Origin of the sequence: Kordiimonas aquimaris (assembly GCF_025574485.1) — a bacterium.
Classification (GTDB): domain Bacteria; phylum Pseudomonadota; class Alphaproteobacteria; order Sphingomonadales; family Kordiimonadaceae; genus Kordiimonas; species Kordiimonas aquimaris.
The window spans coordinates 334,882-358,354 of record NZ_JAOBPO010000004.1 but is presented as its reverse complement, the minus strand read 5'-3'; the positions used below and the strand labels follow the sequence as shown (position 1 = coordinate 358,354).

General features: G+C 45.6%; 23 protein-coding genes and 2 tRNA genes. 6 read left to right on the top strand and 19 right to left on the bottom strand.

Annotated features, from left to right (window positions below):
• Position 1 precedes the first annotated feature (1 nt).
• The 3 genes from tuf to OEU88_RS14740 all read right to left on the bottom strand — a co-directional run bounded on the left by tuf (position 2) and on the right by OEU88_RS14740 (position 1,555).
• On the bottom strand, positions 2–1,192 hold the full coding sequence (gene tuf / locus OEU88_RS14750; protein WP_262695641.1) for an elongation factor Tu: 1,191 nt from the start codon (positions 1,190–1,192) through the stop codon (positions 2–4).
• 137 nt (positions 1,193–1,329) lie between these two features.
• Positions 1,330–1,403, bottom strand: a tRNA-Gly gene (locus tag OEU88_RS14745).
• Positions 1,404–1,469: 66 nt separating this feature from the next.
• Positions 1,470–1,555 (bottom strand) — tRNA-Tyr (locus OEU88_RS14740).
• 161 nt (positions 1,556–1,716) lie between these two features.
• On the opposite strand from OEU88_RS14740, the gene rlmB reads away from it, so the two are divergent.
• Both rlmB and OEU88_RS14730 read left to right on the top strand, forming a co-directional pair.
• Entirely contained in the window at positions 1,717–2,586 is an 870-nt protein-coding gene (gene rlmB / locus OEU88_RS14735) for a 23S rRNA (guanosine(2251)-2'-O)-methyltransferase RlmB (protein ID WP_262695974.1), read from the top strand.
• A 39-nt stretch (positions 2,587–2,625) separates the two neighbouring features.
• Positions 2,626–3,045 carry an MAPEG family protein gene (locus tag OEU88_RS14730; RefSeq protein ID WP_262695973.1) on the top strand — a complete coding sequence of 140 codons (420 nt, stop codon included), beginning with the start codon at positions 2,626–2,628 and terminating at the stop codon, positions 3,043–3,045.
• 23 nt (positions 3,046–3,068) lie between these two features.
• On the opposite strand, the gene OEU88_RS14725 is transcribed toward OEU88_RS14730, so the two are convergent.
• The 4 genes from OEU88_RS14725 to OEU88_RS14710 form a co-directional block, all read right to left on the bottom strand.
• Positions 3,069–4,808, bottom strand: a complete 1,740-nt coding sequence (locus OEU88_RS14725; protein WP_262695972.1) for a methyl-accepting chemotaxis protein — start codon at positions 4,806–4,808, stop codon at positions 3,069–3,071.
• Between the two features lie 39 nt (positions 4,809–4,847).
• Positions 4,848–5,318, bottom strand: coding sequence for a hypothetical protein (locus tag OEU88_RS14720; RefSeq protein ID WP_262695971.1), 471 nt, complete (start codon positions 5,316–5,318; stop codon positions 4,848–4,850).
• Between the two features lie 9 nt (positions 5,319–5,327).
• Positions 5,328–6,641 carry an OprO/OprP family phosphate-selective porin gene (locus OEU88_RS14715; RefSeq protein ID WP_262695970.1) on the bottom strand — a complete coding sequence of 438 codons (1,314 nt, stop codon included), beginning with the start codon at positions 6,639–6,641 and terminating at the stop codon, positions 5,328–5,330.
• 308 nt (positions 6,642–6,949) lie between these two features.
• On the bottom strand, positions 6,950–7,588 hold the full coding sequence (locus OEU88_RS14710; RefSeq protein WP_262695969.1) for a class I SAM-dependent methyltransferase: 639 nt from the start codon (positions 7,586–7,588) through the stop codon (positions 6,950–6,952).
• A 108-nt stretch (positions 7,589–7,696) separates the two neighbouring features.
• On the opposite strand from OEU88_RS14710, the gene OEU88_RS14705 reads away from it, so the two are divergent.
• Positions 7,697–8,119: a cupin domain-containing protein gene (locus OEU88_RS14705; protein ID WP_262695968.1), complete on the top strand. Its 423-nt coding sequence runs from the start codon at positions 7,697–7,699 to the stop codon at positions 8,117–8,119.
• A 44-nt stretch (positions 8,120–8,163) separates the two neighbouring features.
• On the opposite strand, the gene OEU88_RS14700 is transcribed toward OEU88_RS14705, so the two are convergent.
• The 9 genes from OEU88_RS14700 to OEU88_RS14660 form a co-directional block, all read right to left on the bottom strand.
• Positions 8,164–9,216 carry a DUF5700 domain-containing putative Zn-dependent protease gene (locus OEU88_RS14700; RefSeq protein WP_262695967.1) on the bottom strand — a complete coding sequence of 351 codons (1,053 nt, stop codon included), beginning with the start codon at positions 9,214–9,216 and terminating at the stop codon, positions 8,164–8,166.
• Positions 9,217–9,333: 117 nt separating this feature from the next.
• Positions 9,334–10,272, bottom strand: a complete 939-nt coding sequence (locus OEU88_RS14695) for a hypothetical protein (protein ID WP_262695966.1) — start codon at positions 10,270–10,272, stop codon at positions 9,334–9,336.
• On the bottom strand, positions 10,269–11,129 hold the full coding sequence (locus tag OEU88_RS14690) for an ABC transporter ATP-binding protein (RefSeq protein WP_262695965.1): 861 nt from the start codon (positions 11,127–11,129) through the stop codon (positions 10,269–10,271). The genes OEU88_RS14695 and OEU88_RS14690 overlap by 4 nt, the downstream gene beginning before the upstream one ends.
• 11 nt (positions 11,130–11,140) lie before the next feature.
• A complete protein-coding gene (locus OEU88_RS14685; RefSeq protein ID WP_262695964.1) occupies positions 11,141–11,500 on the bottom strand; it encodes a GntR family transcriptional regulator in 360 nt (119 codons plus the stop codon).
• Positions 11,501–11,515: 15 nt separating this feature from the next.
• Complete coding sequence (locus tag OEU88_RS14680) at positions 11,516–11,650, bottom strand: hypothetical protein (protein WP_262695963.1); 135 nt, start codon at positions 11,648–11,650, stop codon at positions 11,516–11,518.
• A gap of 531 nt (positions 11,651–12,181) precedes the next feature.
• Positions 12,182–13,600 carry an endonuclease/exonuclease/phosphatase family protein gene (locus OEU88_RS14675; RefSeq protein WP_262695962.1) on the bottom strand — a complete coding sequence of 473 codons (1,419 nt, stop codon included), beginning with the start codon at positions 13,598–13,600 and terminating at the stop codon, positions 12,182–12,184.
• A gap of 181 nt (positions 13,601–13,781) precedes the next feature.
• Positions 13,782–14,900 (bottom strand): twin-arginine translocation signal domain-containing protein, encoded by a 1,119-nt coding sequence (locus tag OEU88_RS14670; protein ID WP_262695961.1) that lies wholly within the window; start codon positions 14,898–14,900, stop codon positions 13,782–13,784.
• A gap of 107 nt (positions 14,901–15,007) precedes the next feature.
• On the bottom strand, positions 15,008–15,799 hold the full coding sequence (locus OEU88_RS14665; RefSeq protein ID WP_262695960.1) for a LytR/AlgR family response regulator transcription factor: 792 nt from the start codon (positions 15,797–15,799) through the stop codon (positions 15,008–15,010).
• A gap of 191 nt (positions 15,800–15,990) precedes the next feature.
• Positions 15,991–16,443, bottom strand: a complete 453-nt coding sequence (locus tag OEU88_RS14660) for a MarR family winged helix-turn-helix transcriptional regulator (RefSeq protein ID WP_262695959.1) — start codon at positions 16,441–16,443, stop codon at positions 15,991–15,993.
• A gap of 51 nt (positions 16,444–16,494) precedes the next feature.
• On the opposite strand from OEU88_RS14660, the gene OEU88_RS14655 reads away from it, so the two are divergent.
• Entirely contained in the window at positions 16,495–17,313 is an 819-nt protein-coding gene (locus OEU88_RS14655) for an amidohydrolase family protein (RefSeq protein WP_262695958.1), read from the top strand.
• On the opposite strand, the gene OEU88_RS14650 is transcribed toward OEU88_RS14655, so the two are convergent.
• Positions 17,314–17,526 carry a hypothetical protein gene (locus tag OEU88_RS14650; protein WP_262695957.1) on the bottom strand — a complete coding sequence of 71 codons (213 nt, stop codon included), beginning with the start codon at positions 17,524–17,526 and terminating at the stop codon, positions 17,314–17,316. It abuts the gene before it with no gap.
• A 220-nt stretch (positions 17,527–17,746) separates the two neighbouring features.
• Complete coding sequence (locus tag OEU88_RS14645; protein ID WP_262695956.1) at positions 17,747–18,511, bottom strand: alpha/beta hydrolase; 765 nt, start codon at positions 18,509–18,511, stop codon at positions 17,747–17,749.
• Between the two features lie 253 nt (positions 18,512–18,764).
• Between OEU88_RS14645 and OEU88_RS14640 the strand changes: the two genes are divergently transcribed.
• Positions 18,765–20,555: a methyl-accepting chemotaxis protein gene (locus tag OEU88_RS14640; RefSeq protein ID WP_262695955.1), complete on the top strand. Its 1,791-nt coding sequence runs from the start codon at positions 18,765–18,767 to the stop codon at positions 20,553–20,555.
• Between the two features lie 108 nt (positions 20,556–20,663).
• Positions 20,664–22,166, top strand: a complete 1,503-nt coding sequence (locus OEU88_RS14635) for a hypothetical protein (protein WP_262695954.1) — start codon at positions 20,664–20,666, stop codon at positions 22,164–22,166.
• A gap of 15 nt (positions 22,167–22,181) precedes the next feature.
• Here the strand turns inward: OEU88_RS14635 and OEU88_RS14630 are convergent, their stop codons facing one another.
• Positions 22,182–23,396 carry a pyridoxal phosphate-dependent aminotransferase gene (locus OEU88_RS14630; RefSeq protein WP_262695953.1) on the bottom strand — a complete coding sequence of 405 codons (1,215 nt, stop codon included), beginning with the start codon at positions 23,394–23,396 and terminating at the stop codon, positions 22,182–22,184.
• Positions 23,397–23,473: the final 77 nt, after the last annotated feature.

The following is a 23,473-nucleotide window of genomic DNA, read 5'->3' as shown; positions in this document are numbered from 1 at the left end:
ATTATTCGATAATTTTAGCGACGACGCCAGCACCAACGGTACGGCCGCCTTCACGGATAGCGAAGCGCAGACCTTCGTCCATTGCAATCGGTGCAATCAACTGAACTGTCAGGTTCACGTTATCACCCGGCATAACCATCTCTGTACCGGAAGGAAGCTCAACATTACCTGTCACATCAGTTGTACGGAAGTAGAACTGTGGACGGTAATTCGCAAAGAACGGCGTGTGACGGCCACCCTCTTCTTTTGTCAGAATGTATGTCTCTGCAGTGAACTTCGTGTGCGGTGTGATTGAACCAGTGTGCGCCAGAACCTGACCACGCTCAATCTCTTCACGACCAACACCACGTAGCAATGCGCCAATGTTATCGCCTGCTTCACCTTGATCGAGAAGCTTACGGAACATTTCAACACCAGTTACTGTTGTTTTCGCAGTTTCCTTGATGCCAACGATTTCAATCTCTTCGCCAACTTTCACGATACCACGCTCAACACGGCCAGTAGCCACTGTACCACGACCAGAGATAGAGAACACGTCCTCTACAGGCATCAGGAACGCACCGTCAACAGCACGGTCCGGCTGTGGGATGTACTCATCAACAGCAGCCATCAGCTCAAGGATTTTCTCAGCGCCGATGTTTGCGTCACGACCTTCAAGAGCCGCAAGTGCTGAACCAGCAATGATTGGAATATCATCACCAGGGAAATCATACTCGCTTAGAAGCTCGCGAATTTCCATCTCAACAAGCTCTAGAAGCTCTTCGTCGTCTACCTGGTCAACTTTGTTCATGAAAACAACAAGTGCCGGCACACCAACCTGACGCGCAAGCAGGATGTGCTCGCGTGTTTGTGGCATTGGGCCATCTGCTGCGTTCACAACAAGGATACCACCGTCCATCTGTGCCGCACCAGTGATCATGTTCTTCACATAGTCAGCGTGACCCGGGCAATCAACGTGTGCATAGTGACGTGCTGCTGTTTCATACTCAACGTGAGCCGTTGAAATAGTGATACCGCGCTCGCGCTCCTCTGGAGCTTTGTCGATGTTCGCAAAATCTACAGCTTCACCGCCGCTTGATTCCGCCAATACTTTCGTAATCGCTGCCGTCAATGTCGTCTTACCATGGTCAACGTGACCAATCGTTCCAACATTACAGTGCGGCTTATTACGTTCAAACTTCTCTTTTGCCATTGCCCGTTTTTCCTTGCAAGCAATACGCCCCGCTAGCTGTCTCACGAAAAGAGAAGCGCGCGTGGGCGAACATTTAAGTTAACCCGGCAGCTATCCAATACGGACATCTGCGTGACATTTGCCCGAGAGGGACTGATTGGAGCGGGTGAAGGGAATCGAACCCTCGTCGTAAGCTTGGAAGGCTTCTGCTCTACCATTGAGCTACACCCGCATAAGATCAAGCCGCTCTCTCGAACACAAAGAAACCTTCCCGGTACGCAACATCGGGGAAGATCTATGGTGGAGGGGACAGGATTCGAACCTGTGTACTCATACGAGGCCAGATTTACAGTCTGGTGCCTTTAACCGCTCGGCCACCCCTCCATCGAACACACCCGAAAGCAAGGGCGCGACAGTGAGGCCGCAATATGCCCATATCTTATCCCTTGTCAACACCAACTTTTTCCAGCTAAGCACTTTTTTAAAAGTGTTTTAAATTAACGCAAACATTGCGGCACAGCCTTTATACGCAGGGAACCCAAAAAATGAAACGCCAACATAAAAATGCTGCCCATCCCAGCAAAGGTAAACCGAGCCACAAACCTCGTGGAAATAACCAACCCTCTGATCGACGAAGAAACGAGGCTACAGCCAGCTCAACCAACACTTCTCCGAGAGAAAACGCATTTAAATTTGCACGAAAAGATAGCTACCTGCTTTATGGACGCAACTCGGTTGAAGCGGCTCTCGCTAACCCAGAAAGAGAATGCCTGCGCCTGTTCGCAACAAAGAAAGCGCTGACAAATCTATCAGGCATAAAGTCTGTGCATAACACCCCCACGCACGAGATTAACGATACTCAGGCATTTGAGCACATCATTCCTTCAGATTCTCCCCATCAAGGTATCTTTCTTGAAACAAGACCTTTGCCAGGATGTGCGATCGAAGATTTGATTCCCATCTCAGAAGAGAAGAATATTATTCTTATGCTGGATCAAGTGACCGACCCACATAATGTAGGGGCATGTTTACGCTCTGCTGCAGCTTTTGGTGCTCGCGCAGTCATAACACAAGATCGCAATAGCCCAGGAGAGAGTGGTGTTTTGGCCCGCGCATCAGCCGGAGGCTTAGAAACAGTACCCTGGGTTCGAGCAGCGAATCTCTCCCAAGCTCTAGATACCCTGCGATCTATGGGATACTGGCACATTGGTTTGGACGGGAATACTGACATGGCCATCAAAGACGCAGATATAGGCAACAATGTTGTTGTGGTAATGGGGTCAGAAGGCAGCGGCCTGCGCCCACTCGTACGCAAAAACTGCGATTTGATTACAAAAATACCTATGTCTGGAAAAGTCGAGAGCTTGAATGTGTCAAATGCCGCAGCAATAGCGTTGTATCAATTATCAAATTGAAAATTCGCATAGTTAAAAAGTAACAAAGGGAAAAGCACCATGGCAAACCATCTTATTTTTTGGCCGATGATTGGACAGGTAGTACTGACAATCGCCCTCTATTTTATACTAGCCTACAGGAAGAAAACGGCTAGCGCAGAGGGTCGTGTAGATCAAGAGCGACGAGGGCTGTATGATGATGCGTGGCCCACAGACGTAATCCAAGTAAACAATTGTATTCGCAACCAATTTGAAGTGCCTATTCTATTCTATGTAGTCATACTGATGCTATGGTCACTCAATGGCATAACTATCGCTACTCACATTTTTTCATGGATATTTTTAATCAGTAGAATAGTACATGTTTATGTTCATATAGGAACGAACTATGTACCCTTAAGGCGCTCAGCCTTTACAGTTGGTGCATTACTAACAGCTTTATTATCGGTGAATGTAATATACATTCTTGCCATTCAGTAAAATCATATGAACAGCGTTTCAATTTAAACCGTTTGTACGTCAGCAAGGAAACCTTCAACATCGGTTTTCAGCTGCTGCAACACACCGCCTAGATCGCTTGTTACCTCCAGGACCTTGCCGGCGGCCCCTTGCGTCTGACTACTGCCCTGACTGACATCTGCGATATTCTCGGTTACCAAATGTGTGCCGCGCGCTACCTCGCGCACATTCTCAGACATCCGATTGGTTTGCTCTGCCTGCTCATCAACGGTTATGCCAATCACTTCAGATAACTCGCCAACCTTCTTGATAACACCAGCAACGTCATGCATTGAAGATACTGTTTCCTGTGTTGTGGACCGCATGGTCGCAATACGTTCAGCAATTTCATCTGTGGCACTAGAAGTTTGACTGGCCAAATTCTTGACCTCAGAAGCAACGACAGCAAATCCACGCCCCGCTTCGCCAGCTCTGGCCGCTTCTATTGTTGCGTTTAAGGCAAGCAGGTTTGTTTGATTTGAAATATCGGTAATTAGCTGCACAATGTTGGCAATATCTTCAGTAGACTTTGCGAGTAAGTTAACGTGCTCCGTGCCGCGCTCAGACTTGTTAACCGCTTCATCAGAGATGGTTCTGCTTTCCATAATTTTTTCACGTACATCCAGCGCAGAGGCAGATAAATGCTCGGCAGCCTCCGCCACGGCATCAACACTGGAGTTGGTTTCCTCAGCTGTCATGGCAACAATGGAAGATTGCTGAGACGCCTCATCTGCAGTTGATAGCATGAAACGCGATTGCTCATTCATTGTCATAGATGCATCACTGATCTTCGCCATTGTTTCTGCCATTTGCTGTCCAAATGCTGAAACTAGCGCGTGCAACTTTTCAGCGCGTGCTTCCTTTGCTTGAATATCAGCTTGTTCTCGCTCACGTTCTACTCTGGCACGTTGTTCTTCACGCTCACGTGCCGCGGCCTCTTCTTCTTTCTTAAGCTCTTCAGCGTGGTGGGCCTCGGTTTCCAGCTTTTCACGCTCCACAGCATTCTGCTTAAAAACAAGCAAGCCGGACGCCATTTTACCAACCTCGTCACCCCGTCCACTGTAGGGAATATGAGCATTCACATCGCCTTGAGCCAAACGATTAATAGCATCAGTAATAAAGTTAAGAGGTCTCATCACAACAACCTCGGTCAGAAAAATCATTGCGCCGCCAATAATGAGTGAAACCAGCAAAATCATTAATGCTAGCTGTTTTGCACTTCCAGCTTGATTGGCAACGATATCTGCCGAATCTTTTGCCTGTTCGCGTGCTTGTTCAATACGCCGATCAAGAACAGCGCCAATGGCTGTGATCAATGCGCGCACCTGCGTCATTTGCGTGTCGCCCTGGTCACGATTTTCCATCGCATACTCTTCCAGCGCAAATAACGAAAGCTCACTGATCTCTTTTATTTTGCCCTCAAAGTCATTGACCTCATCAGCGCTGAGAGCGAGAGGTTTCTCAAGCAAAACCAAAAGCGCGTCTCTGCTAGCACCAGCCTGCATTTCCGACTCTTCCGATAAAGAGTTTGCAAGATCAGTGTACCAATAGCTCATACTACTGAAGGTTTTTGAAAAATTCTGAAGGTATGCCAGTCGCTCTAGCGCACCAGATTGGTCTTCAATTGCTACAGCAACACTTTTTGTGGCGTTCTGCAAAAACAGCATTCCAACCGACACAGTAACAACAAGTGACAACAGCATTGCATACTGTTTCACTCGAACTGATAGGTCAGATATCTTCATTTGCGCCCCCAATATATGCTGCTTAACCTTGTTCGAGTATCAAGAAGAAAACTTCAACAATACCTTCACACCTTCAGGCTCGGTGCCTTTGCTCTCAATAATACCAACGGCACCAGGTTCACGCTTAATTAGACGTAGAAGAATGCTGTCAGACCCCACTGCCCTTGGCGGTGTATCACCTGTTGTTTGCTTCAAACGTGCCCAATGAGCACCGTGTTCGGTGTCAGTCATCATCAGGATTGAGCCCAATAACGCAGTATGCGCGGTGTTGCTTGCTTTCCGTGCAAAAGGAATCGCTGTCGTGCCGCCCGGCCAATTTTTCGCTGTCTTCAAATATACACGGCGCAACATGGCTTTCAGCTCGTCTTCACCGGCATTAAAGTTGTTTTCCGTATTAACAACCACATAATAATCAGCGGCATTGATCGCACTCGCACTGAGTATCGATACAGTTAGCATGGAGCCAAAACCGGCAATAAGTGCACTAAAGAGTTTTATTTTCTTATTCATGCCAGCCTCCTAAAACGAGTATGTTGAAGACAATTGATACAGCTGCGCATCAGCTTCACCAAAGCCGCCAATACCACTATCAAAATGACGGAAAGTAGCTGTGCTTCGAATACGGACATTTGGAATTGGGTTAAATGCAAGACCGAAAGCGTGCTCACGCCGATCGCCTCTTATAGTACCGTCGTCCAAATAATCGTATCTGTAGAAAGCTGTCCATTTGTCATTTATTCGCCAAGCAGGCTGTGAATAAAATGCTAGACGATCTTCACCGAGGTCTTCATCAGTCTTGAAAAATTCAGTTTTCCAAAGAATTGGGCCTTTATCATACAACAGGTCTGCACCAAACAATCTATATTCGGAATCACCCACTTCGGCCCGGCGTCCAAACGCGCCGTTCAACCCCACAGTAACGCCTGATTGGCCAAATGTATAACCAACCCGCCCACCAACGTTGAAGTTGTCTTGGTTGCCGCCAAAGTTACCAACGTAAAAGGCATAATTCAGCTCATTTTCGCCGCTTGCTCCAAGAAACTGTCGGCCATGAACCTGCACACCCGTTTGGAAGTTGGCAAAAATAGTTTGCCCACCAAAAGGCCTTAAAAATTGAGGCTGCTCTGTATCAAGTAAAATAGCGGGGAAATGTTCAATATTAATAATACCGTGGGGAGCAACCCATTTACCTACACGCACATTAAATGCATCGTTTAGGCGATAATTTGCCCAAGCAATCGGTGTCGGTGAACCGGTCCCCAAATTGAAATCAGGGCTCCGTCGCCCGGCCGGATCAGTAAATATAGGTGATGCTTCGCGTGTGAAAGCCTGTGCAACAAAGAAGGTGAAATCATCGGAAAGTTTTCCGTTGATTAAAAGTTCGAATACTTGACGATTAAAACTTGTGGTGCTGCCATCTTCACCGTTCACATGCGTGAGTGTTGATAACAAAAACCCACCAATATCCAAACGTTCTGCATCAAAGACATTGGCAACTGCACGCGATCCAATGCGGTCTTCCACGTCCACCACAACGCCTTCAATTTCGTCAAGCCGCTCAGTAACTTCACTCATTTGACGCTGAACAACCTGTACAGTTTCCAAGTCATCGGAGTTACTGTTTTCAGCTTTTGCCGATTTCAACAGCTTTATCTCGCTCGACAATTGCTGAATAAGCGCCATCGCTTGATCAAGCCTGTTGGAAAGCTCTGCAACCTTACTGTCTTCATCCGCTGACTGCGCAATAGCTGGCGCACTAATAAGAGCGCTGGTCATCATCAAGCTTGTAATTAATGGACGATAAGTTTTCTTATTGTTGTTGATCAATTTCATTCGCAACTACCTTTGTGTGTCAATGTTCAACTTAAAATTGATTGAACACTTTCATAATCAGAGTTGAAGACAACAATGATTAAAAAGGTTTAATTTTGAATTAAGATAGTAAGCTCAATTATTTTGATATAAATTGTTATACATCAAATAGTTAAGGTTAATTAATTAAGGATTTATTCATATTTACTTATCACAAAATGAGAGGGATGCCTGAACATACATGCTGCACAGAAAAACCCATACGCTCACGCCAGCAATGTGATGCCTGCAATGAAACAAACCTGAAAACTACTTGTAGTTATTGTAGGCTAATAACGTATGGGCAATAGTGGTGTCTTACGTTTTTTTCGTGCTAAAGCCCAAGCATCTTTAACCCAAAGCCTCTTGTAACTGGAATGCTGGCCAACCAGTAACTCCCAAGTCCGCTCGACAGGGCTTGTTCGCTTTTCTTCCTCGGGCCATGCGCTGGCCCAGTCTTTACCTTCAGCCGTCCACGTGAAATCATCAAAGAGTATAAGTCCACCATCAACCAACAGTTTATCGACCAAAAAGAATGCAAACCCTGTGTCACCCCAATTGTGTCCGCCATCAAGGTAACAGAAATCAAACTTGCGCCCTTCTTCTATAAACTTCATCAATCGCCACAAGTATGTGCGTTCTTCGAAAATAGCTTCAATACGACTGCTTAGGCCCAGCTCCTCGGCAAGTTGATTGATGTTAGGGTTGTTTTCTTTTGCTATAATTTTATCGATGGTTGTTATAGAGCGGTTACCGCCTAGTTCATCAAGGGTCGCTGCCATATACATGGTAGATACGCCGTGATAAAATCCCAATTCAAGCAGGTTCTTGCAATCATACTTTGTGATTATCTTCTTGAGCTTTTGTGCTTGCGTCAAACGCATGTACGGGAGTGCGCCTACATGCTCTGCGACCGTTTCCAATTTCATTACTAAAACTCGCTCATTTTATTACATCGTATGATTGAAATCTGAGTGTTACTGCGGCACCATTAGCGACAGTATAGGCATTCTGCAACAAATACATGGGCATGACACATGCAAAGCAAGCAAGATATTATCCGCACTTTAGCGTTAGAGCCACATCCGGAAGGCGGTTACTACCGACGCACATATAAAAATCAGGACGGGCCATTAACCGAAGGTGGCACCAGCCGCGGATACGCAACAGCTATCTATTATCTGGCAGAAGGTGATAGATTCAGTCGCTGGCATAGAACTGATGGTGACGAACTTTGGTTCTGGCATGCTGGCGCGCCCCTTACACTTGAGATCAAAGGCGATGACGATACGGTCACTCAAAAACAGCTTGGAGACAATTACTCCGTAGGCGAATTACCTCAACAACTAGCCCCTAAAAACCAATGGCAACGTGCAAAAAGCGCTGGTGAATGGACTTTGGTTAGTTGCTCGGTAAGCCCAGGGTTTCTTTTTGAAACGTTTGAAATGCTTGAAGACTAACGCTTCAACATTAAACCTGTCACGGCAAGTGCGCCCATTTTCTATTATTGATTAACACATTGGCTAACCTCGGTTTCAAAGTTACTGCCCAATGCCTTGAGCGTTACTAAGCCTAATCGGGGTAAGCTTTCATCTTTATCAGAGATTAGCGCATACCGGCCGACGATTGCGCGTGCTGGTTGTTGCAAAAAGCATAAAAGAACGCCGAGTCCATCATGGGCCTCAACCGTATCGAAAATTACAGCACCGACGGCATAAAACGGTGCATCAAAACTACCCGATAATCCTATGTTATTCACGACATCATAGGCCGTCATATTTGGGTTTTCATAAAGATAAACAAGAGCCATCTCCAACAAGTCAAAATTTTGCTGAATACGCCTTGCGTTTTTTTGGATACTTTGCTGGCTTTTAACCGTGTAACTACCGTCACTTTCAAGATCGGAAAAGTCGGCTATTGCTGTTGCACTGCCTTCTCGCATCATCGCAGACAGCAACCTTCCCAATGGGTCATTTGCTACTGACGCAGGCATGAACTTCTCTTGTATGCCGTGATAGCTCTCGTGAGCGAATAAATATTGCAAACCAGGTTGATCTCCAGCAATGCATGGCAAATCGACATAAAAATCATCACCTGAAGACCAACCACCGCAAGACGGTGTACCGACAGCAATAGTCGCCCGCCCCTCATACTCAATGCCCTTAGGCGTGTAAGCTGACAACATAGAGGTAAGTTTACCTGAATAACCTTTCTGGTTACTCTTCATCGCGTTTACCTCGGCAACCAATCGCTCCTTATTATCGATAACATCATTAAACCGGAAGATATCCCGATCTGATTTTTCGCAATTTGCCGCGGTTTGCCTTGCATTGATATAAGCGTCCATCGTGAAGTAGTCACGAAACTGACTAAAATGAGAAAGCATGCCCTTAACCGCGGTTGATGCCTGTATTGACTTTTCATCAATCAACGCGCCTGAGCAAACATCTGTCAGGACACTCTCGGCAAAGCCTGTATCCAGTGAAACATTAATATCCGCCTTGGCCGGTGCTGCAATGACAAGGAAAGCATAAATAATGGGAAACTTGATTTTCATGATATTCTCGCTCTTCAAAATAATGGTTAACAACTATTTTGGATAATAAAAAGCCGCCCTCAATATATGGAGCGGCTTTTCTTTCGACAACATGATTGGGAGTACATGGTCGGTTGTTTAAGTAGCCCGTTTCCGCATTTCGGTAGCTCCAAAGAAGAAACCTACTGCGATGATTGTGCCGAACCAGAAGCTACCGCTTGTTAGCGTGTAGCTAAGAGCTTCGCCCTGCCAACCACTCGTCATCATACGGAATAACTCTTGTGGTCCGTCAATATCGACATCTCGACCAAATCCATCGAAAGCGAACTCTTGCCAGCCACCCATATGAATAGCAATCCAACGCACAAGTTCGGTTGTCTCAAAGAACATAGCTTCGATCGCAATCAATACTGCTGGTGTCAACAAAGCCCACAAGAAAGGCATACGATTAGCGAATGAAGACACAAACAACAACCAGGCGAACAATGGTAAAGCCCATACCGCTAAAATCAAGTAGTGCATGAACGCTGTAAACCAGCCAACAATCATCAACCCAACAGGCCATAGTTCAAGTACAGGGCCACCCTGGAACAAAGTTACCACGCTGATAATCAATGCAATCGTCAACTGGGCAGCAATCGTCACAGCCAAGAAAGTAGCAGGCGCGATAAACACTGGTGCCAACAACTTAGCGAGCACTTCCTGCCAATCATCAACCGGCATAGACTTCCAGAACAAGATAGACCGGTCACGGCGCTCTTCGTAAAGCGAACCCAGAAGTGAGAAAAACACAACAAACGGAAACGCCATCCAGGTAATCATGCTCAGTGCCCAGTAACCAACTGTCACAGCAGCAGGTAGCTCGTCACCCTCTTCCTGTTGTGCCAATGAGAGAGCATCGCCAAAGTTTTCAACTTCATGGTGATCCATTGAGTTAACAAAGTTCAACTCACCGACACCAAGCATTGCCAAAATAACAAGTGAGATGGTGATGCCTGCTAGAATTACTGGAACACGAATATAGCCATTTTGGTTTTCCAATACTTCGCGTTTCATAAGGGTCAAGAATATATTCATTGTCCCTCTCCTGTCATTGTCGCCACGAATATATCAGCAAGCCCAAGGCGGCGCGTTTCGCCTAATTTAGCCAGTGTTTCGCGATCTTTATTTTTGTATACGCACGTTGATTTTCCAAAGCTTACACCTTTGTATATTGGTCCCAGTGCCATTGCCTCTTCTTCATTGTCTTTGGCAACCATCACTTCAATATATTGCTGTGTAAGGGTTTCCATATCTTCATCAACAACGATGTCACCATCTTTGATAAAGATCACATCAGTCAAAATATGCTCGATTTCTTCAACCTGGTGTGTGGTCACAACAATCGTACGGTCTTCATCGAAATACTCTTCGATAAGGCTTGCGTAGAACTGCTTTCGGAAAATGATATCAAGACCAAGCGTTGGTTCATCAAGTACCAGTAACTTTGCATCTATTGACATAACAACAGCCAAGTGCAGTTGCACTGTCATGCCTTTCGACAACGCCCTTACCTTACGGTCCAGCGGCACCTTTGTGCGGCCAAGGTATGACATGGCTTTAGAGCGATTAAATTTTGGATGTACGCCTTCGACGTAATCCAGAACTTCTGCAACTTTCATCCATTTTGGCAAAGTTGCAACATCTGCAATGAAGCAAACTTCTTGCATCAATTTACCGCGCTCTTTGGAAGGGTCCAGGCCCATAACACTTAATTCGCCGTCAAAGCTCATTAAGCCCAAAACTGCGTTTAACATTGTAGTTTTACCCGCACCATTTGCGCCGATAACACCGACAATCCGACCAAGCGGCACCTTGAAATCAACAGGCTTGAGAGCCTGAAAATCACCGTACGCTTTTGAGAGGCCGCGCGCTTCGATAACATAATCAGTCATTGTACAGCCCCCTAGTTAGTCGTGCTGTTTTTCAACAGCTCTTTTGTGTCTAAACCAAGCCTACGAATAGTTTCAACTACACGTGGCCACTCTTCATTTAAGAAACGATCACGCTCTGCTTCCATCAATTTGGAACGTGCGCCCTCGATCACGAACATGCCAAGTCCGCGTTTCTTTTCAACTAAACCGTCCATAACCAGCTCCTGATAGGCTTTTGAGGCAGTGATTGGATTAATCTGCATATCCACAGCAACATTTCTAACTGATGGCAGGGCTTCGCCTTCGCGCAGTGACCCTTCCATTATCGCTGAGACTACCTTGTCCTTCAGTTGCCGGTAGATCGGCTGGTCTTCCGTCCAATCCGGCGTCATACTTCCTCCCTCCGCTTACGCAAAAATTGCTGTGTGGGAACCCACGCCAGCAACACTGCGAAACGTGTTAGTGAGTGCCTGTGTATCGCGTGCAACACGGCGGCTCCTACGAACATTACGTTTAGTTTTTTGATAAACACGGGTTGTCATCGGTTTTCTCCTCGCTTTTGGCCTGTTTTCAGGCTCTGTTATCTGACCTTTTCGGCCTATTTTAGTTTTACTGTCGTTCGTTTTTTTATTTTTAAATAAGGGGGCCGGCTTTTGCCGGTTCCCCCTTTAGTTCCTCGCTCATGCGGCCAATTACTGGCTCTTTTATAATCTCGTGTCGTACTCGGGCCGTTTTGTTTTTTTATTACCCTTTACCGGCCTTACCTCGCTGCGCTTGCCTGCTTATTGCTGTGTACCTTTTGGTATCTGCTTGGGCGCTCTATCGTTCCGGTGTATTAGTTATGTAGTACACCATATCAAACATGACAAGAGAAAAGTTAAAGGAATTATAGAAATTATACTTAAGTATTTATAATTATTACATAATAATATGATCTATTCATAGCGAGAATGATGAAAAGGGTGTTATACTAGGTGTAATACACTACCGATATGAAGCATACATAGGTAGTAAGATTCGGTATTACGCAGCAGTCACACCTAAACGGAGTTCGCCCTTCAGTTGGCTTATGCTTATTGGCCAACCTTTACTTTTGACCAAACATAACGATGGTCACTTGAGATTGATTTACTATCACCCCTTCCAACACGGGGATCATTAAACAACAAACGACCCTCTGCGCCTTCTGGTTGCCAGTATGTACCTGCATCAATAACTTCCAGGTCCGAGGACGGTACAGAATAGTCAACCCTACTTCCAAACACTGCTGAGCGAATTTCAGGGTAAGGATGAATTCCCGACCAAGAGCTTGCAGGATTTAGGGCTTCTGCTGCCCCTTGACTGTTGGGGGCAAACTTCCCTGTTGCTTGACTAACAGAATGATTAACTCTTTTGTTATTCATCAACTTGCGAATTCCGTTATAACCAGCCTGAGACCCGGTTCCCTGTATTGCATCAGCGTTCAAATCGCCCATGATTACAAAGCTTTTTCCAGAGAACCCGCCATACTTTCCCTCGTCGTCATAGATAAATTCGGAGCCCTCGATGTAACGAAGCCAGAACTCAATTTCCTGACTATTGCGGAGCTTGTTGTTGTCAGATGCTTTGTCAAAACCTGACGGCGTAGGATGTGATAGGAGCACGTTGATAGTCTTTGTACCATACTTTGTTGGGATCAAAATTGGGGCATCAACATGGTTTTTTGAAGATAACCGAACCTCTTTCCACTCTTCTTCTGAGTACCAAGTCTCACCGCACCTCACAGCATACTTGCTTTCAATTTCTGAGCATGTTTGAGCATCGTTAATAGGAGATACAGTTGGGTTTTTCGCCCCTTCAAAGTCGGATCGCTTGAATGTTTGGAATGTACGTGTATTTGCAGTATCGATCTCATATCTTGACATCAACGCAAATGCGTAATGCCCATGATAATAACCAAACCCATGGGCATCATCTGGGTCAGTATCTTCAGCTGTAACGTTGTTTGCCAAGTCATGACCAGAGAACAATCCAGTATTCGTTGGGTAATTCTGCACAAATGGGTAGGAGATCGCTTCCAGCAAGTCACCACCATCAACACTATTCATACTTTGGGGGTGCGCTAGATAGTTAACTTGAAAACCAACCAGTGCTTCATAGCTTTCTGCTACGCCGTCATTGTTAAACTCCGTCAACAACAGCACATCTGGGCGTTGCTTTTGAATGATTGCTGCAATATTGCGAATCTGAATTACACGCTCAGCTAGCTTTAACTCAGAACCCTCCAGATTTCCTGTTCTCCATACTTCAAGCAACTCTTCCTGTCTCTCCACAGACAGCTTCATGAACATAACCCACTGTGCAAAGGTCTCGGCCGTATCGTTATCATGCGCAAAAGATACGTTAAAAGAAGCGAATGTTACTTCAGATGGAGCAAGCGGCATATCATCACTCTGCTCACAACTAGTAACAATCAAAGCAGTCACTAATCCTGCCAACAATTTCTTTTTCATTATTCACCTTAATAATGTGGTTAGTCGCAGATATTAGAACATTATAGAATCTATAAAAGCTCCGTATTATGCAGTAGTCACACCTAAACAGAGTTCGCATTGCAATCTGCTGCGGCATGAAGAAGAAAGGGTCCCTAGTAATTGGTTTATGCTACATCATTTAAGCAAGAAGGCTAGCCATTTACTCACCCTCGTTACGGCGTTTAAAATCTGCGATAATTTCTGCTTCGCGCTCCGTATTTAAAGGCCCATATGTAAATTGAAAGCTATCATCAGGGTAGCGGTCCCGATAACCAGCGATCTGATCCGAAATCAACTGGGTAAGTGAGCGGTTTACAAGCCCCGCGCTCTTGGCCCGGGAGACGTCAAAACGATAGGCTCCCGCTGGGTTTGGGCGCCATAAAGGCATGGTTCGATACGGCTTTACTTTATAATAGGCGAGAGTCTGGGGGTCCATGGGTACATATATCACTTGGGGGTTAAGAACCTTCTCGGCTTGCTGTAGATAATCGCTGAACCGAAAAGGGCTGTAAGCGACATTGAAAGGCCCAGTCTTGCCTGTCTCGCCGCAATGAACCATAAAAGAGGCTAGCGACTTGATATCCGTCACCTGGGCAAAATGATCAGCGGCATCAGGAATAATCACTTCGCCACCGCGCATAAGTCTTACTGGCCAATAGGCTTCATAAATGGGATCGTCCTGGTGATATGCCCGCATTCCGTGGGAACGAAATAAGACATGGTTTTTAGGATAATGCTCTCTGACGGCAGCCTCACCAAGCGTTTTACGTATTGCGTACCGGTATTCCATGGATCGATCGAAGGATCCAGCGCTTAGGTCTTTTATGGGATAGTTCTCAGAAATACCGACCTTATTCCAGTCGCGGTAAACGGAGATAGTCGAAACATAGTGATAAAAGGGGATATAATGACTTAGGAGCCGGGCTGTATCACGCACCGCAGCTGGGTGCTTTTGCCAAGTATCAACCACCCAGTCGAATTTTTCCAGCTTCACTCTCTCCAATAGTGCCGCCAAACCGATCGCTTGATCTTGTTCCCTGTCACACCATACATAAGAAAGTTCAGGAAAGAGATGCGGGTTGGTAATTCCACGATTGCTTATCGTCACCTCATGACCAGCCGCAATCAAGGCTCGGACCATATATGGCCCCGCATACAAGCGACCACCCAAAAACAGTACCTTTTTGGGTGTCTGTAAGTGGCTACGCGCTGGAAGGCTGGCAGCAGCTGACAGACCAGCTGCGCAAGATACCGTCTTTATAAAATCCCGTCTATTCATCGTCCTCTCCCTAATAAAGAGGTGATGTTCTGGGTGTTGAAAACCCCAGTTAAAAGAGCAATGGGACGAGTGTCGTCACTTCAGTGGCGAATGTCGCTTTAGTAAATTTAAGCGTGATATTGACGCCAGGTTGCCAGCTTGTCAGCAAGGTCTGTGGCATAGGTTCTACCGACATTGAGATGGACGCCAGTGGTTAGCTTCACATGTTTGCTGTGCCTACTGTATGGTTCGACAGCTTCCAAAAATGCCGAATTGACAATAACGGATCGACTGACACGAACAAAACCCATACCGATCAAACGTTCTTCAAACTTTTTCAGTGTATCTCTTACGAGCAGACTACGCGAGGTCGTATTGACGGTGACATAGTTTCCCTCAGCTAAGATGTGTGTCACTTCTGACGCCTTCAGCCAATAGTGTGCACGACCATCACGTATCTCGATAGTCGCTTCGTGCCCATCAGAATTAGAAGTAAAGGCTGAAGCATGAATGTTTCTAAAGAAATGCCATAGTGCAAAGGCATATAAAAGATGCTGAAACCACCTTTTATCGAAAAGATATAGCCATTCTGCGATCAAACCTTCACTTGGCGGCGCAAAAGGCACGTAGATCAAGGACGACAAAATAATCTGGCATGGACCAGCGAGGATAACGATAAGCATTAGGAAGGTAATTCGATGCCAGCCCTCTAATGATCGAACAATGGGGCTTATTTTTGAATAAACCAAACCCATAAAGAGAAACCAGACGGTCCAATCGACGCTAGACCACAGCAATGACTCGCTAGCAGATCGATCAAAGTAAAGATAAAAGTGTAAGAATTGCAGAAAGATAGCAGTGACCAGCGCAAGTATAGTCAGGCGAACAGTGCGATGGTTCGTGAGTGTTGCGATTTTCATCGAACGCAGGCCTTTCTATCCGTTAGGGCTTTTCACGGTTTCAGTACCGCCTGTCATAGCAAGTGGCACTAGGTCAAATCAATGCTGATAACCCAACAGAACAGAATAACGAGCAGTAATTGCTGGCTGCTTTAGGTGTGAAGGCCACATAATACCGTACACAAACGATAAGACTCGGTTTCCCAGACGCTTTAGTTAGAGAATTCTTCATCTAAACTATCCAAAGCCTTTGCGATAGAAGATAACGCATCAGCGCCAACAGCTTTTTCGATTCTGGCATTAATCGAAGCAAAAGGTTCTGCAATACGCCCCAAAACTTCATTACCAGCCTTCGTCAAGCTCAGCACCCAGGCACGTTTATCGACCACAGACCGAGAACGTTCAAGGTAACCGATCGCCATTAAGCGAGTGACCATTGCAACCACAGCAGACTCGTTTAACCCTAATTGATGGGCAACCAACCTTTGTGTTGTGCCCGCTTGCTTGGCCACAACCACCAACACAGCGGCCTGAGCAGTGGTAATATCAGCCACCGCCAGCAATTCTTTATCGGCTGCTTTCTTCAGCAAATGCGCACTGCGTTGCAGGCGCGAGTATATTTTAAGTGTTGATGCATCCATCATATGATCATTGCATATTGCCATATGTTCTCAACTTCTATATTACTTCACTAATGAAGTATATGGAGCTGTTACATGAAAATAATCGATGTGTGGGGACAAATTACGACTGACCGTATGGCCCGTGAACCCTGGATGGAAACTCTGCTTAGGTGGACTGGTAGATCCGGAGATTTTTCAATCCCGACTGTTGAGACAACACTCGCAGAAATGGATGCCGCTGGCGTTGACATTACATTGTTGTCGGCGTGGCATGGTCCAAATGGTTCCCTTATTAGTAACGAAGAGGTTTCCAATTACATTGATGCAGCGCCAGAACGTTTTCGCGGGCTGGCGACAGTTGATCTAACCAACCCGATGCAAGCCGTTCGTGATATACGAAGATGGGTAGACGGGAAAAAATTTGTTGGCGTGCGTGTAGTACCCTGGCTTTGGGACCTGCCGCCCAATCACCGGCTCTATTATCCAGTATATGCGGCATGCATCGAAGCAAACGTTCCCTTTTGCACGCAAGTTGGTCATACCGGGCCACTCAAGCGTTCAGAAACCGGACGCCCAATACCATATCTGGAAGATGTACTGCTGGATTTCCCGGAGCTTGTTGTAGTGGGCGGCCATGTAGGCTTCCCCTGGGTAGATGAGCTTGTTTCGCTTACAGTCAAATTTCCAAACTTTTACCTCGACACATCAGCATACGCTTTGCACCGTTTACCTTCAAATTTCGTAGATTACATGAAAGGGCCCGGCAGGAACCGCGTTATGTTCGGGACAAATTGGCCAATGCTGTCACCATCATTGTGCTTAAAAGGCCTCGCAGAGCTTGGGCTTGATAAAGAAGATGAAGCTGGGTTTCTATATAGAAACGCTACTAAGATTTTTGATTTAGATAGATAGCTAAAAGAATGAAGGAATACTCGAATCCGCGCTTAAGTCTTGCTCTCTATGGTACAATTCCGCCAGCACCATAGACCATAGAACAGCACTTCTTTCGTCGCCTTCCAACCTCAATTTGTTTATATGGTGGTCAACAAATTGAACAGCGTTTGCTCCTCGCTCTTTGATAACTTGGTCAGAAAGAACAAAAACATCTTGATGCGTGATAGGCATGCGTAAAGCCTCCTTTATAACACGACCACCACTTCGTATCATTTCAAGGGCAACAATTTAACTACTCTAGCGTATACATTAATAACCAAAAGTAAAAATTTTATACTATTATAAAAATACTACTTCTTGTTGATAGAAATAAACTTAACGTAACAAACTTATTAATTTTCATACAACCAGAACAATATTTCACTAGACGAGAAGCGCAATCATGGTCGCACTATTGGATGGCTTGCAAGAACGCAAACACTCGGCCCCATGCTGTATCCATTTCTACACCGGTAGACGATTTTAAAAGCATCCGCGAGCCATGCACGCCGTCCTTGACCTCAATGTAAGGTAACCTTTTTGCTCTGAATAACTTTGCTTGCTCAATGACACTGCCATACTCCATCTCAATGGACGGGCGAAATGTTAACAAAGGCACGGTTAACTGATCTAAAAATGCATCCGGTCTGCAAGCTGCCATTGGACCACCGGACGCAGGTGAGAACGCAAGCGCCGCAACAACATCATCTCCATTTTTTGCAATTAACTGTATGCCAAGTGTTGCGCTGTAACTGCTACCCCATACAATAACGGCACCCAAGTTTTTATTTTTTACCCAATCCAAACTAGCCTCCAAGTCAGGATATGTATCACAATAGGGAATATCAACATTGCCCAAACGTTGCATTGTTTGATTAGGTGCTCCGAGGCGATCACCACCGCCGCGCAGATCCACCGCTAAAGTATTAAACCCTTCCGCATTCAATATAGGTGCTATTTCAGCATACTCTCCGCGTGCAGAAGCACCACCCATATGAAATAGAATTATGGTTGGGGTTTCATGACCAGCATTCACCTGCTGCCAGTATCCAGTGATAATCGTGCCATCACTCGAATCGAAGTTTACTACTTCCCCAATGTCTTGCGCTTTTAGCCCGACTGCACAAAACGATAGAAAAACCCATGCTGTAAATCGAAGGACGAATCTATTTTTCATGGAAAATTCCTACTTTGCTAAACGACCACAAGTGATACTATATAACATACACTGTATTTTCTGCCTAGAATAACTTTTTTGTTACGTTCAAGGCCACAAATTGGAAAATAAACTCTGAAAACCAATGCCAACCACTAACATTGGTCACGCAAGTTTCATTTCGTGTTTATTATTTCATTTACCTTTCTCCCTTTATCTTATCGGTTCCAATTTGAACGGCACTGTATCTATTTTCGGGGCAAAGGGGCTTCTCATGGACTTCATCAAAAACGCAAAAATTAACACGCGTCTAATCTCAGGTTTCAGTATTGTTCTGTTACTGATGGTCGTTCTCACTTTTATTGGCATCCGCCAAGTAAGTATTATCAATGATGAACTCACGCTGATTAACGATGTAAACAGCGTGAAACAGCGATACGCAATTAATTTTCGCGGTAGTGTTCATGACAGAGCCATTGCCGTGCGCGATATGGTTATTTTAACAGCAGCTGACGATGTTCATGCTACACGGGCGGAAATCAACCAGTTATCTCAGGATTATATCGACTCTGCTGAATTAATGGACGACATCTTTGCGACACGCGATGACATTGAACCTCAAGAACGCCGTATTCTGGAAAGCATTAAAGAAATTGAAGCCCAAACACTTCCACTTATAAAAGCCATCCTCCAGCACGAAGCTAACGGCGAGCGTGAACCAGCAACACAGATATTAGTTAATGATGCACGCCCTGCCTTTGTTACCTGGCTAGCCCGCATTAATCAGTTTATCGACCTTCAAGAAGAAAAAAACAGGATGGAAACATCTATGACACGTGACATCACTGGAAATTTCGAATTTCAGATGATTACATTCACTATTTTCGCAATTCTCATTGGTGCCATTGGTGCTGCATGGACAATTGTGACTATCAGGCCTTTGTCTTCGCTGACTAAAAACATACTCGCTTTGGCAGACGGCAATCTCGACATCAGCATCCCCGAAACACACAGGCAGGATGAAGTCAGTATTATTACTGGGGCAACACGCGTGTTTAGAGACAATGCTATCGAAGCAAAACGCCTGCAGGCAGAAGCATCAGCACGTGAAATAAATGAACGCGAAGAGCAGGAAAAACGACGGGAGGAAAGAACACGCCTCGAAGAAGAGCGCCGCACTCAGCGGCAGGAAGCAGACGACCGAGCGCGGGAACAACGCCGGGCAGAGATGTTAGACCTTGCCAACAAATTTGAAGCATCAGTTATGGCTCTTGTGGAAGAATTAGCTAGCGCCGCAAACGAGATGGAAGCATCCGCTAGTCACATGACCGCCAATGCCGAAAGCACCATAGAAAATGCGCAGACCGTCGACACGGCAGCCAGTGTCGCCAGTGAAAATGCACAAATGGTTGCGACAGCCGCACAAGAATTATCCAGTTCTGTTCGCGAGATTACAACCCAAACAAACCAGTCTTCCGGTGCTGCACGCGAGGCAGTCGATCAAACCGAACAAGCTGGTAACGACATTGTGGAACTTGAAGGCGCAGCACAAAAAATTGGTGATGTTGTTAAACTAATCAGTGACATCGCTGAACAAACGAACTTGCTGGCTCTTAATGCCACAATCGAAGCGGCGCGTGCCGGTGATGCAGGTAAAGGCTTTGCTGTTGTGGCAAGCGAAGTGAAGTCCCTTGCTAATCAAACAGCGACTGCCACGCAGGAAATCAGTGAGCAAGTCAGCGGGATGCAAACAGCAACCAAAACAGCAGTTAGTGCAGTCAATCAGGTAAAAAGTAAGATCCGTCAGATCGGGGATACAACAGTATCCATCGCATCAGCCGTTGAAGAACAAGACGCATCAACACAGGAAATCGCAAGGAACATTAACGAAGTATCCAGCGGCACAAATGACGTAACCAGAAACATAAGTAGCGTAAGTAGTGGTGCCGCGGACACAGGAAATACAGCACGCGACGTTCTTGAGGCGGCAAAGATGTTAAGTGCCAAATCCCAGGAAGTGCGTGAAAATGTCCAGTCTTTCCTCGCAACGGTTAGAGCAGAATAAACCTGAAGGGCAATCACTAATCAATTCCACTTCAACCTTTGCAATTGACTTGAGCGCCTATGTCTAGTTTTGTCGTGAAAACAAAACTTAACCAATATGGCGGTATTCGTGCTTTCTCATTTAATCACCAAAGGTAAAAAACCGACCGCTTTGGACCGTGACCTGTCTGCTGCTTATGTGGCACTTGGTATTCGCGACGCAAACACAGTGGCAGAAGCCGGTTTAGCACGTAAAACTTTAATTGATATCTTGACCCGTCATGCAGACCTTCTCAATCAACAAGGTGAATCAATAAAAGCTGGCGGTTTGTTTTCATTGGCGATCCAGCTCGCAGACGAAAGCTATATTGATGAGTTAGCAAGCGAAAACGAAGAAGCTTCCGTTGCCGAACGAGGACAGGCCTTAATGCGTCGCGGCCATTTTGTCCTCGCCATTAAACTTCTTGAAAAAGTCGTTCAGGCAACACCTGAAGACGGAAATGCACAAAAAAACCTAGCGGCCCTTTATCACCGCGTTGGTGAAGGTGATCGTGCGCGAACATCGCTAACAAAATATTATGCAGACTACCCATTGGAAGTTGGCAATCTAGCAGATGAATCAGCGCCAGCAATCTTATGTATGTATGGGTATGATAAAACCCAGATTAAACTCGGACTTAAGGATGAAAGCGGGTTTCGCAGGTATCGGTCTGGCGGGCATTTCATGCTGCAACATCTGCTCGATCAGTCTGCATACAACTTATTTCGCTACACAATTGCTGCTGATAACATCAACGATAAACTGCCACCAACAGACCATGCTATAATGATCAACAGCATTGCAGACGCAGATACAGAGTATAACTCGTTAAAATCGCTGGAAGTATATCTAGCGAACCATCCCGAAATAAAAGTTATTAATGACCCTACGTCTGTTCTTGCAACAACTCGAGATGATAACTACGAAAAACTTAATGCCCTTCCCGGTTTCAGGTTTCCTAAAACACAACGCTTTTCAACCGAGAATACTAGCCCTCAAGCTGTAGCTGACACCATTGAAAAGGCAGGTTTTACGTTCCCCTTTATCATCAGGGAAACCGGCACGCATACTGCTGTTTCAACAGTTTTGCTGAACAGCCGTTTTGACCTTGAGGAATATCTAACCATGGCCTCTCGTGGCACCGTGTATGCAATCGAATTTATAGAGAATGCGACGGTCGAAGGCTATTATTCCAAAATTCGCTTTTTTAGTATTGATGGGCAACTCTACCCCGTGGTTTACCACACAGATCAAGTCTGGAATGTACACGGCGGCAACCGCAAAACATTTATGGCCAGCCATGAATGGATGATTGAACGTGAGCAAAAATTCCTGAACAATCCTGCTTCAATCATAGGGGAAGAAGTATATAGACGATTACAAGAGTTGCCTGAATTAATTGGTCTGGATTTCTTCGGATTCGATTTTACATTGCTGGAAAGTGGTGAAATTTTAATCTTTGAATTAAATCCAGCAATGCGTCACAGCTTCAAACACGGAAAAACATTCCCCTATATGATGCCTCACTTAGAGGCTATTTCCGAAGCCTTCGATACCATGGTAAGAAAACGTATTGAGATAACGCAAAAGTAAACCCTATGGCCCTATTTATAACTGCGCCAGAATTTCACACCCCTTCTCGAATGTTTCATCAGTTGCACAGGTAATCATGCGCACAGACTGTGCACAAGACGGCCCGTAAACAAACCCTGGAATGGTCGCCAGTTTACACTCTTCCATAAGGTATTGTGCAACGGCTGCTCCAATACCATCGGCATGTAAGCGATATTTAGGCGCCAACTGCTCACCAAACGACGCAACATTTGGAAATGCAAACATGCTGCCGTGTGGCCGTCGCGGCCAATCAAACCCTTTTTCAGGCGTTAACAAATCCTGCAAACGCTTGGATCGCTGCTCGAGCATGCGCGCAGTTTCATCCATCCAATTATCTGCATCCTTGTCCATTATCATGCGCAAAGCGAACCGTTCAGCAAGCATATTAACACCCAAATACATATAATCATGCAGTTTTGCCGCTAGGTCAATTGCATCGGCTGGGCCACATAACCAACCAATCCGTAAACCCGGAACACCGTATTTTTTTGAAAAACTATTGATCATTAATGTACGGTCGCGCAGCGCTTCATTTTTTCGCGCTGGAATATGCGGCCGGTCAAAAACCATACTGTCATAAACTTCGTCGTGAATAACCCATGTATTGTTATCTTCTGCAGCCTTGGCTACCGCAGTCCAGTCATCATCATCAATCACATAACCGCTTGGGTTTTCAGGTGAATTTACCAACAAAGAGCGAACATTTGACAGGCACCTTTTTGCATCAGCAAACATACCAGCATATTCACTTCCGCCCTCAGGTCTTGTCAGGCAAACAGGCTGTCGCCCAAGCGTGCGAAAAGCACGTTGGTACAACATATAAGTTGGATCAGTAATCGCGATACGATCACCCGGCTCAGTCGTGATAAGAGCCGCAAGGTTAATGGCTTCAACACCGCCGTGCGTAATTAAAACCTCCCTTTCAGGATCAACATGTAAATTGTATCTGCGCCTGTAATAATCAGCCACGCCTTCACGCAATTCAAGCATACCTCTATTTTGCTCATAGGTTTTGCTTGTATGGTAAAAAGCGTCCCAAGTGAGATCTTGGTCAAGTATCGTTGCCTTAGATGTGTCTGGTGGTCCGAATGCTGGCTCACCGAAGGCCAAATTCACAACACCCGGTATTTCCCGCGCACGTGCAGCCATCGCTTTTGTCGCATAACCATCCAGAGAAAGAAGATCAGCACTCAATGGGGGGGTGGCCATGAAATTATCCTTGTCTCTGAAAGATTGCGTTGCATTTACAGCAATAAGCTTAAAGTCACTTTGACTTACAACATGCA

Excerpts from the sequence above, each read along its gene's own strand:
- OEU88_RS14690 (WP_262695965.1), bottom strand. The coding sequence starts at position 11,129 with ATGACTGATTATGTTATCGAAGCGCGCGGCCTCTCAAAAGCGTACGGT.
- OEU88_RS14665 (WP_262695960.1), bottom strand. The coding sequence starts at position 15,799 with ATGAAAATCGCAACACTCACGAACCATCGCACTGTTCGCCTGACTATA.
- OEU88_RS14640 (WP_262695955.1), top strand. The coding sequence starts at position 18,765 with ATGGACTTCATCAAAAACGCAAAAATTAACACGCGTCTAATCTCAGGT.
- OEU88_RS14670 (WP_262695961.1), bottom strand. The coding sequence starts at position 14,900 with ATGAATAGACGGGATTTTATAAAGACGGTATCTTGCGCAGCTGGTCTG.
- OEU88_RS14730 (WP_262695973.1), top strand. The coding sequence starts at position 2,626 with ATGGCAAACCATCTTATTTTTTGGCCGATGATTGGACAGGTAGTACTG.
- OEU88_RS14645 (WP_262695956.1), bottom strand. The coding sequence starts at position 18,511 with ATGAAAAATAGATTCGTCCTTCGATTTACAGCATGGGTTTTTCTATCG.
- OEU88_RS14710 (WP_262695969.1), bottom strand. The coding sequence starts at position 7,588 with ATGAAATTGGAAACGGTCGCAGAGCATGTAGGCGCACTCCCGTACATG.
- OEU88_RS14705 (WP_262695968.1), top strand. The coding sequence starts at position 7,697 with ATGCAAAGCAAGCAAGATATTATCCGCACTTTAGCGTTAGAGCCACAT.
- OEU88_RS14720 (WP_262695971.1), bottom strand. The coding sequence starts at position 5,318 with ATGAATAAGAAAATAAAACTCTTTAGTGCACTTATTGCCGGTTTTGGC.
- OEU88_RS14675 (WP_262695962.1), bottom strand. The coding sequence starts at position 13,600 with ATGAAAAAGAAATTGTTGGCAGGATTAGTGACTGCTTTGATTGTTACT.
- OEU88_RS14655 (WP_262695958.1), top strand. The coding sequence starts at position 16,495 with ATGAAAATAATCGATGTGTGGGGACAAATTACGACTGACCGTATGGCC.
- OEU88_RS14650 (WP_262695957.1), bottom strand. The coding sequence starts at position 17,526 with ATGCCTATCACGCATCAAGATGTTTTTGTTCTTTCTGACCAAGTTATC.
- OEU88_RS14630 (WP_262695953.1), bottom strand. The coding sequence starts at position 23,396 with ATGGCCACCCCCCCATTGAGTGCTGATCTTCTTTCTCTGGATGGTTAT.
- OEU88_RS14725 (WP_262695972.1), bottom strand. The coding sequence starts at position 4,808 with ATGAAGATATCTGACCTATCAGTTCGAGTGAAACAGTATGCAATGCTG.
- OEU88_RS14660 (WP_262695959.1), bottom strand. The coding sequence starts at position 16,443 with ATGGCAATATGCAATGATCATATGATGGATGCATCAACACTTAAAATA.
- tuf (WP_262695641.1), bottom strand. The coding sequence starts at position 1,192 with ATGGCAAAAGAGAAGTTTGAACGTAATAAGCCGCACTGTAATGTTGGA.
- OEU88_RS14695 (WP_262695966.1), bottom strand. The coding sequence starts at position 10,272 with ATGAATATATTCTTGACCCTTATGAAACGCGAAGTATTGGAAAACCAA.
- OEU88_RS14700 (WP_262695967.1), bottom strand. The coding sequence starts at position 9,216 with ATGAAAATCAAGTTTCCCATTATTTATGCTTTCCTTGTCATTGCAGCA.
- OEU88_RS14715 (WP_262695970.1), bottom strand. The coding sequence starts at position 6,641 with ATGAAATTGATCAACAACAATAAGAAAACTTATCGTCCATTAATTACA.
- rlmB (WP_262695974.1), top strand. The coding sequence starts at position 1,717 with ATGAAACGCCAACATAAAAATGCTGCCCATCCCAGCAAAGGTAAACCG.
- OEU88_RS14680 (WP_262695963.1), bottom strand. The coding sequence starts at position 11,650 with ATGACAACCCGTGTTTATCAAAAAACTAAACGTAATGTTCGTAGGAGC.
- OEU88_RS14685 (WP_262695964.1), bottom strand. The coding sequence starts at position 11,500 with ATGACGCCGGATTGGACGGAAGACCAGCCGATCTACCGGCAACTGAAG.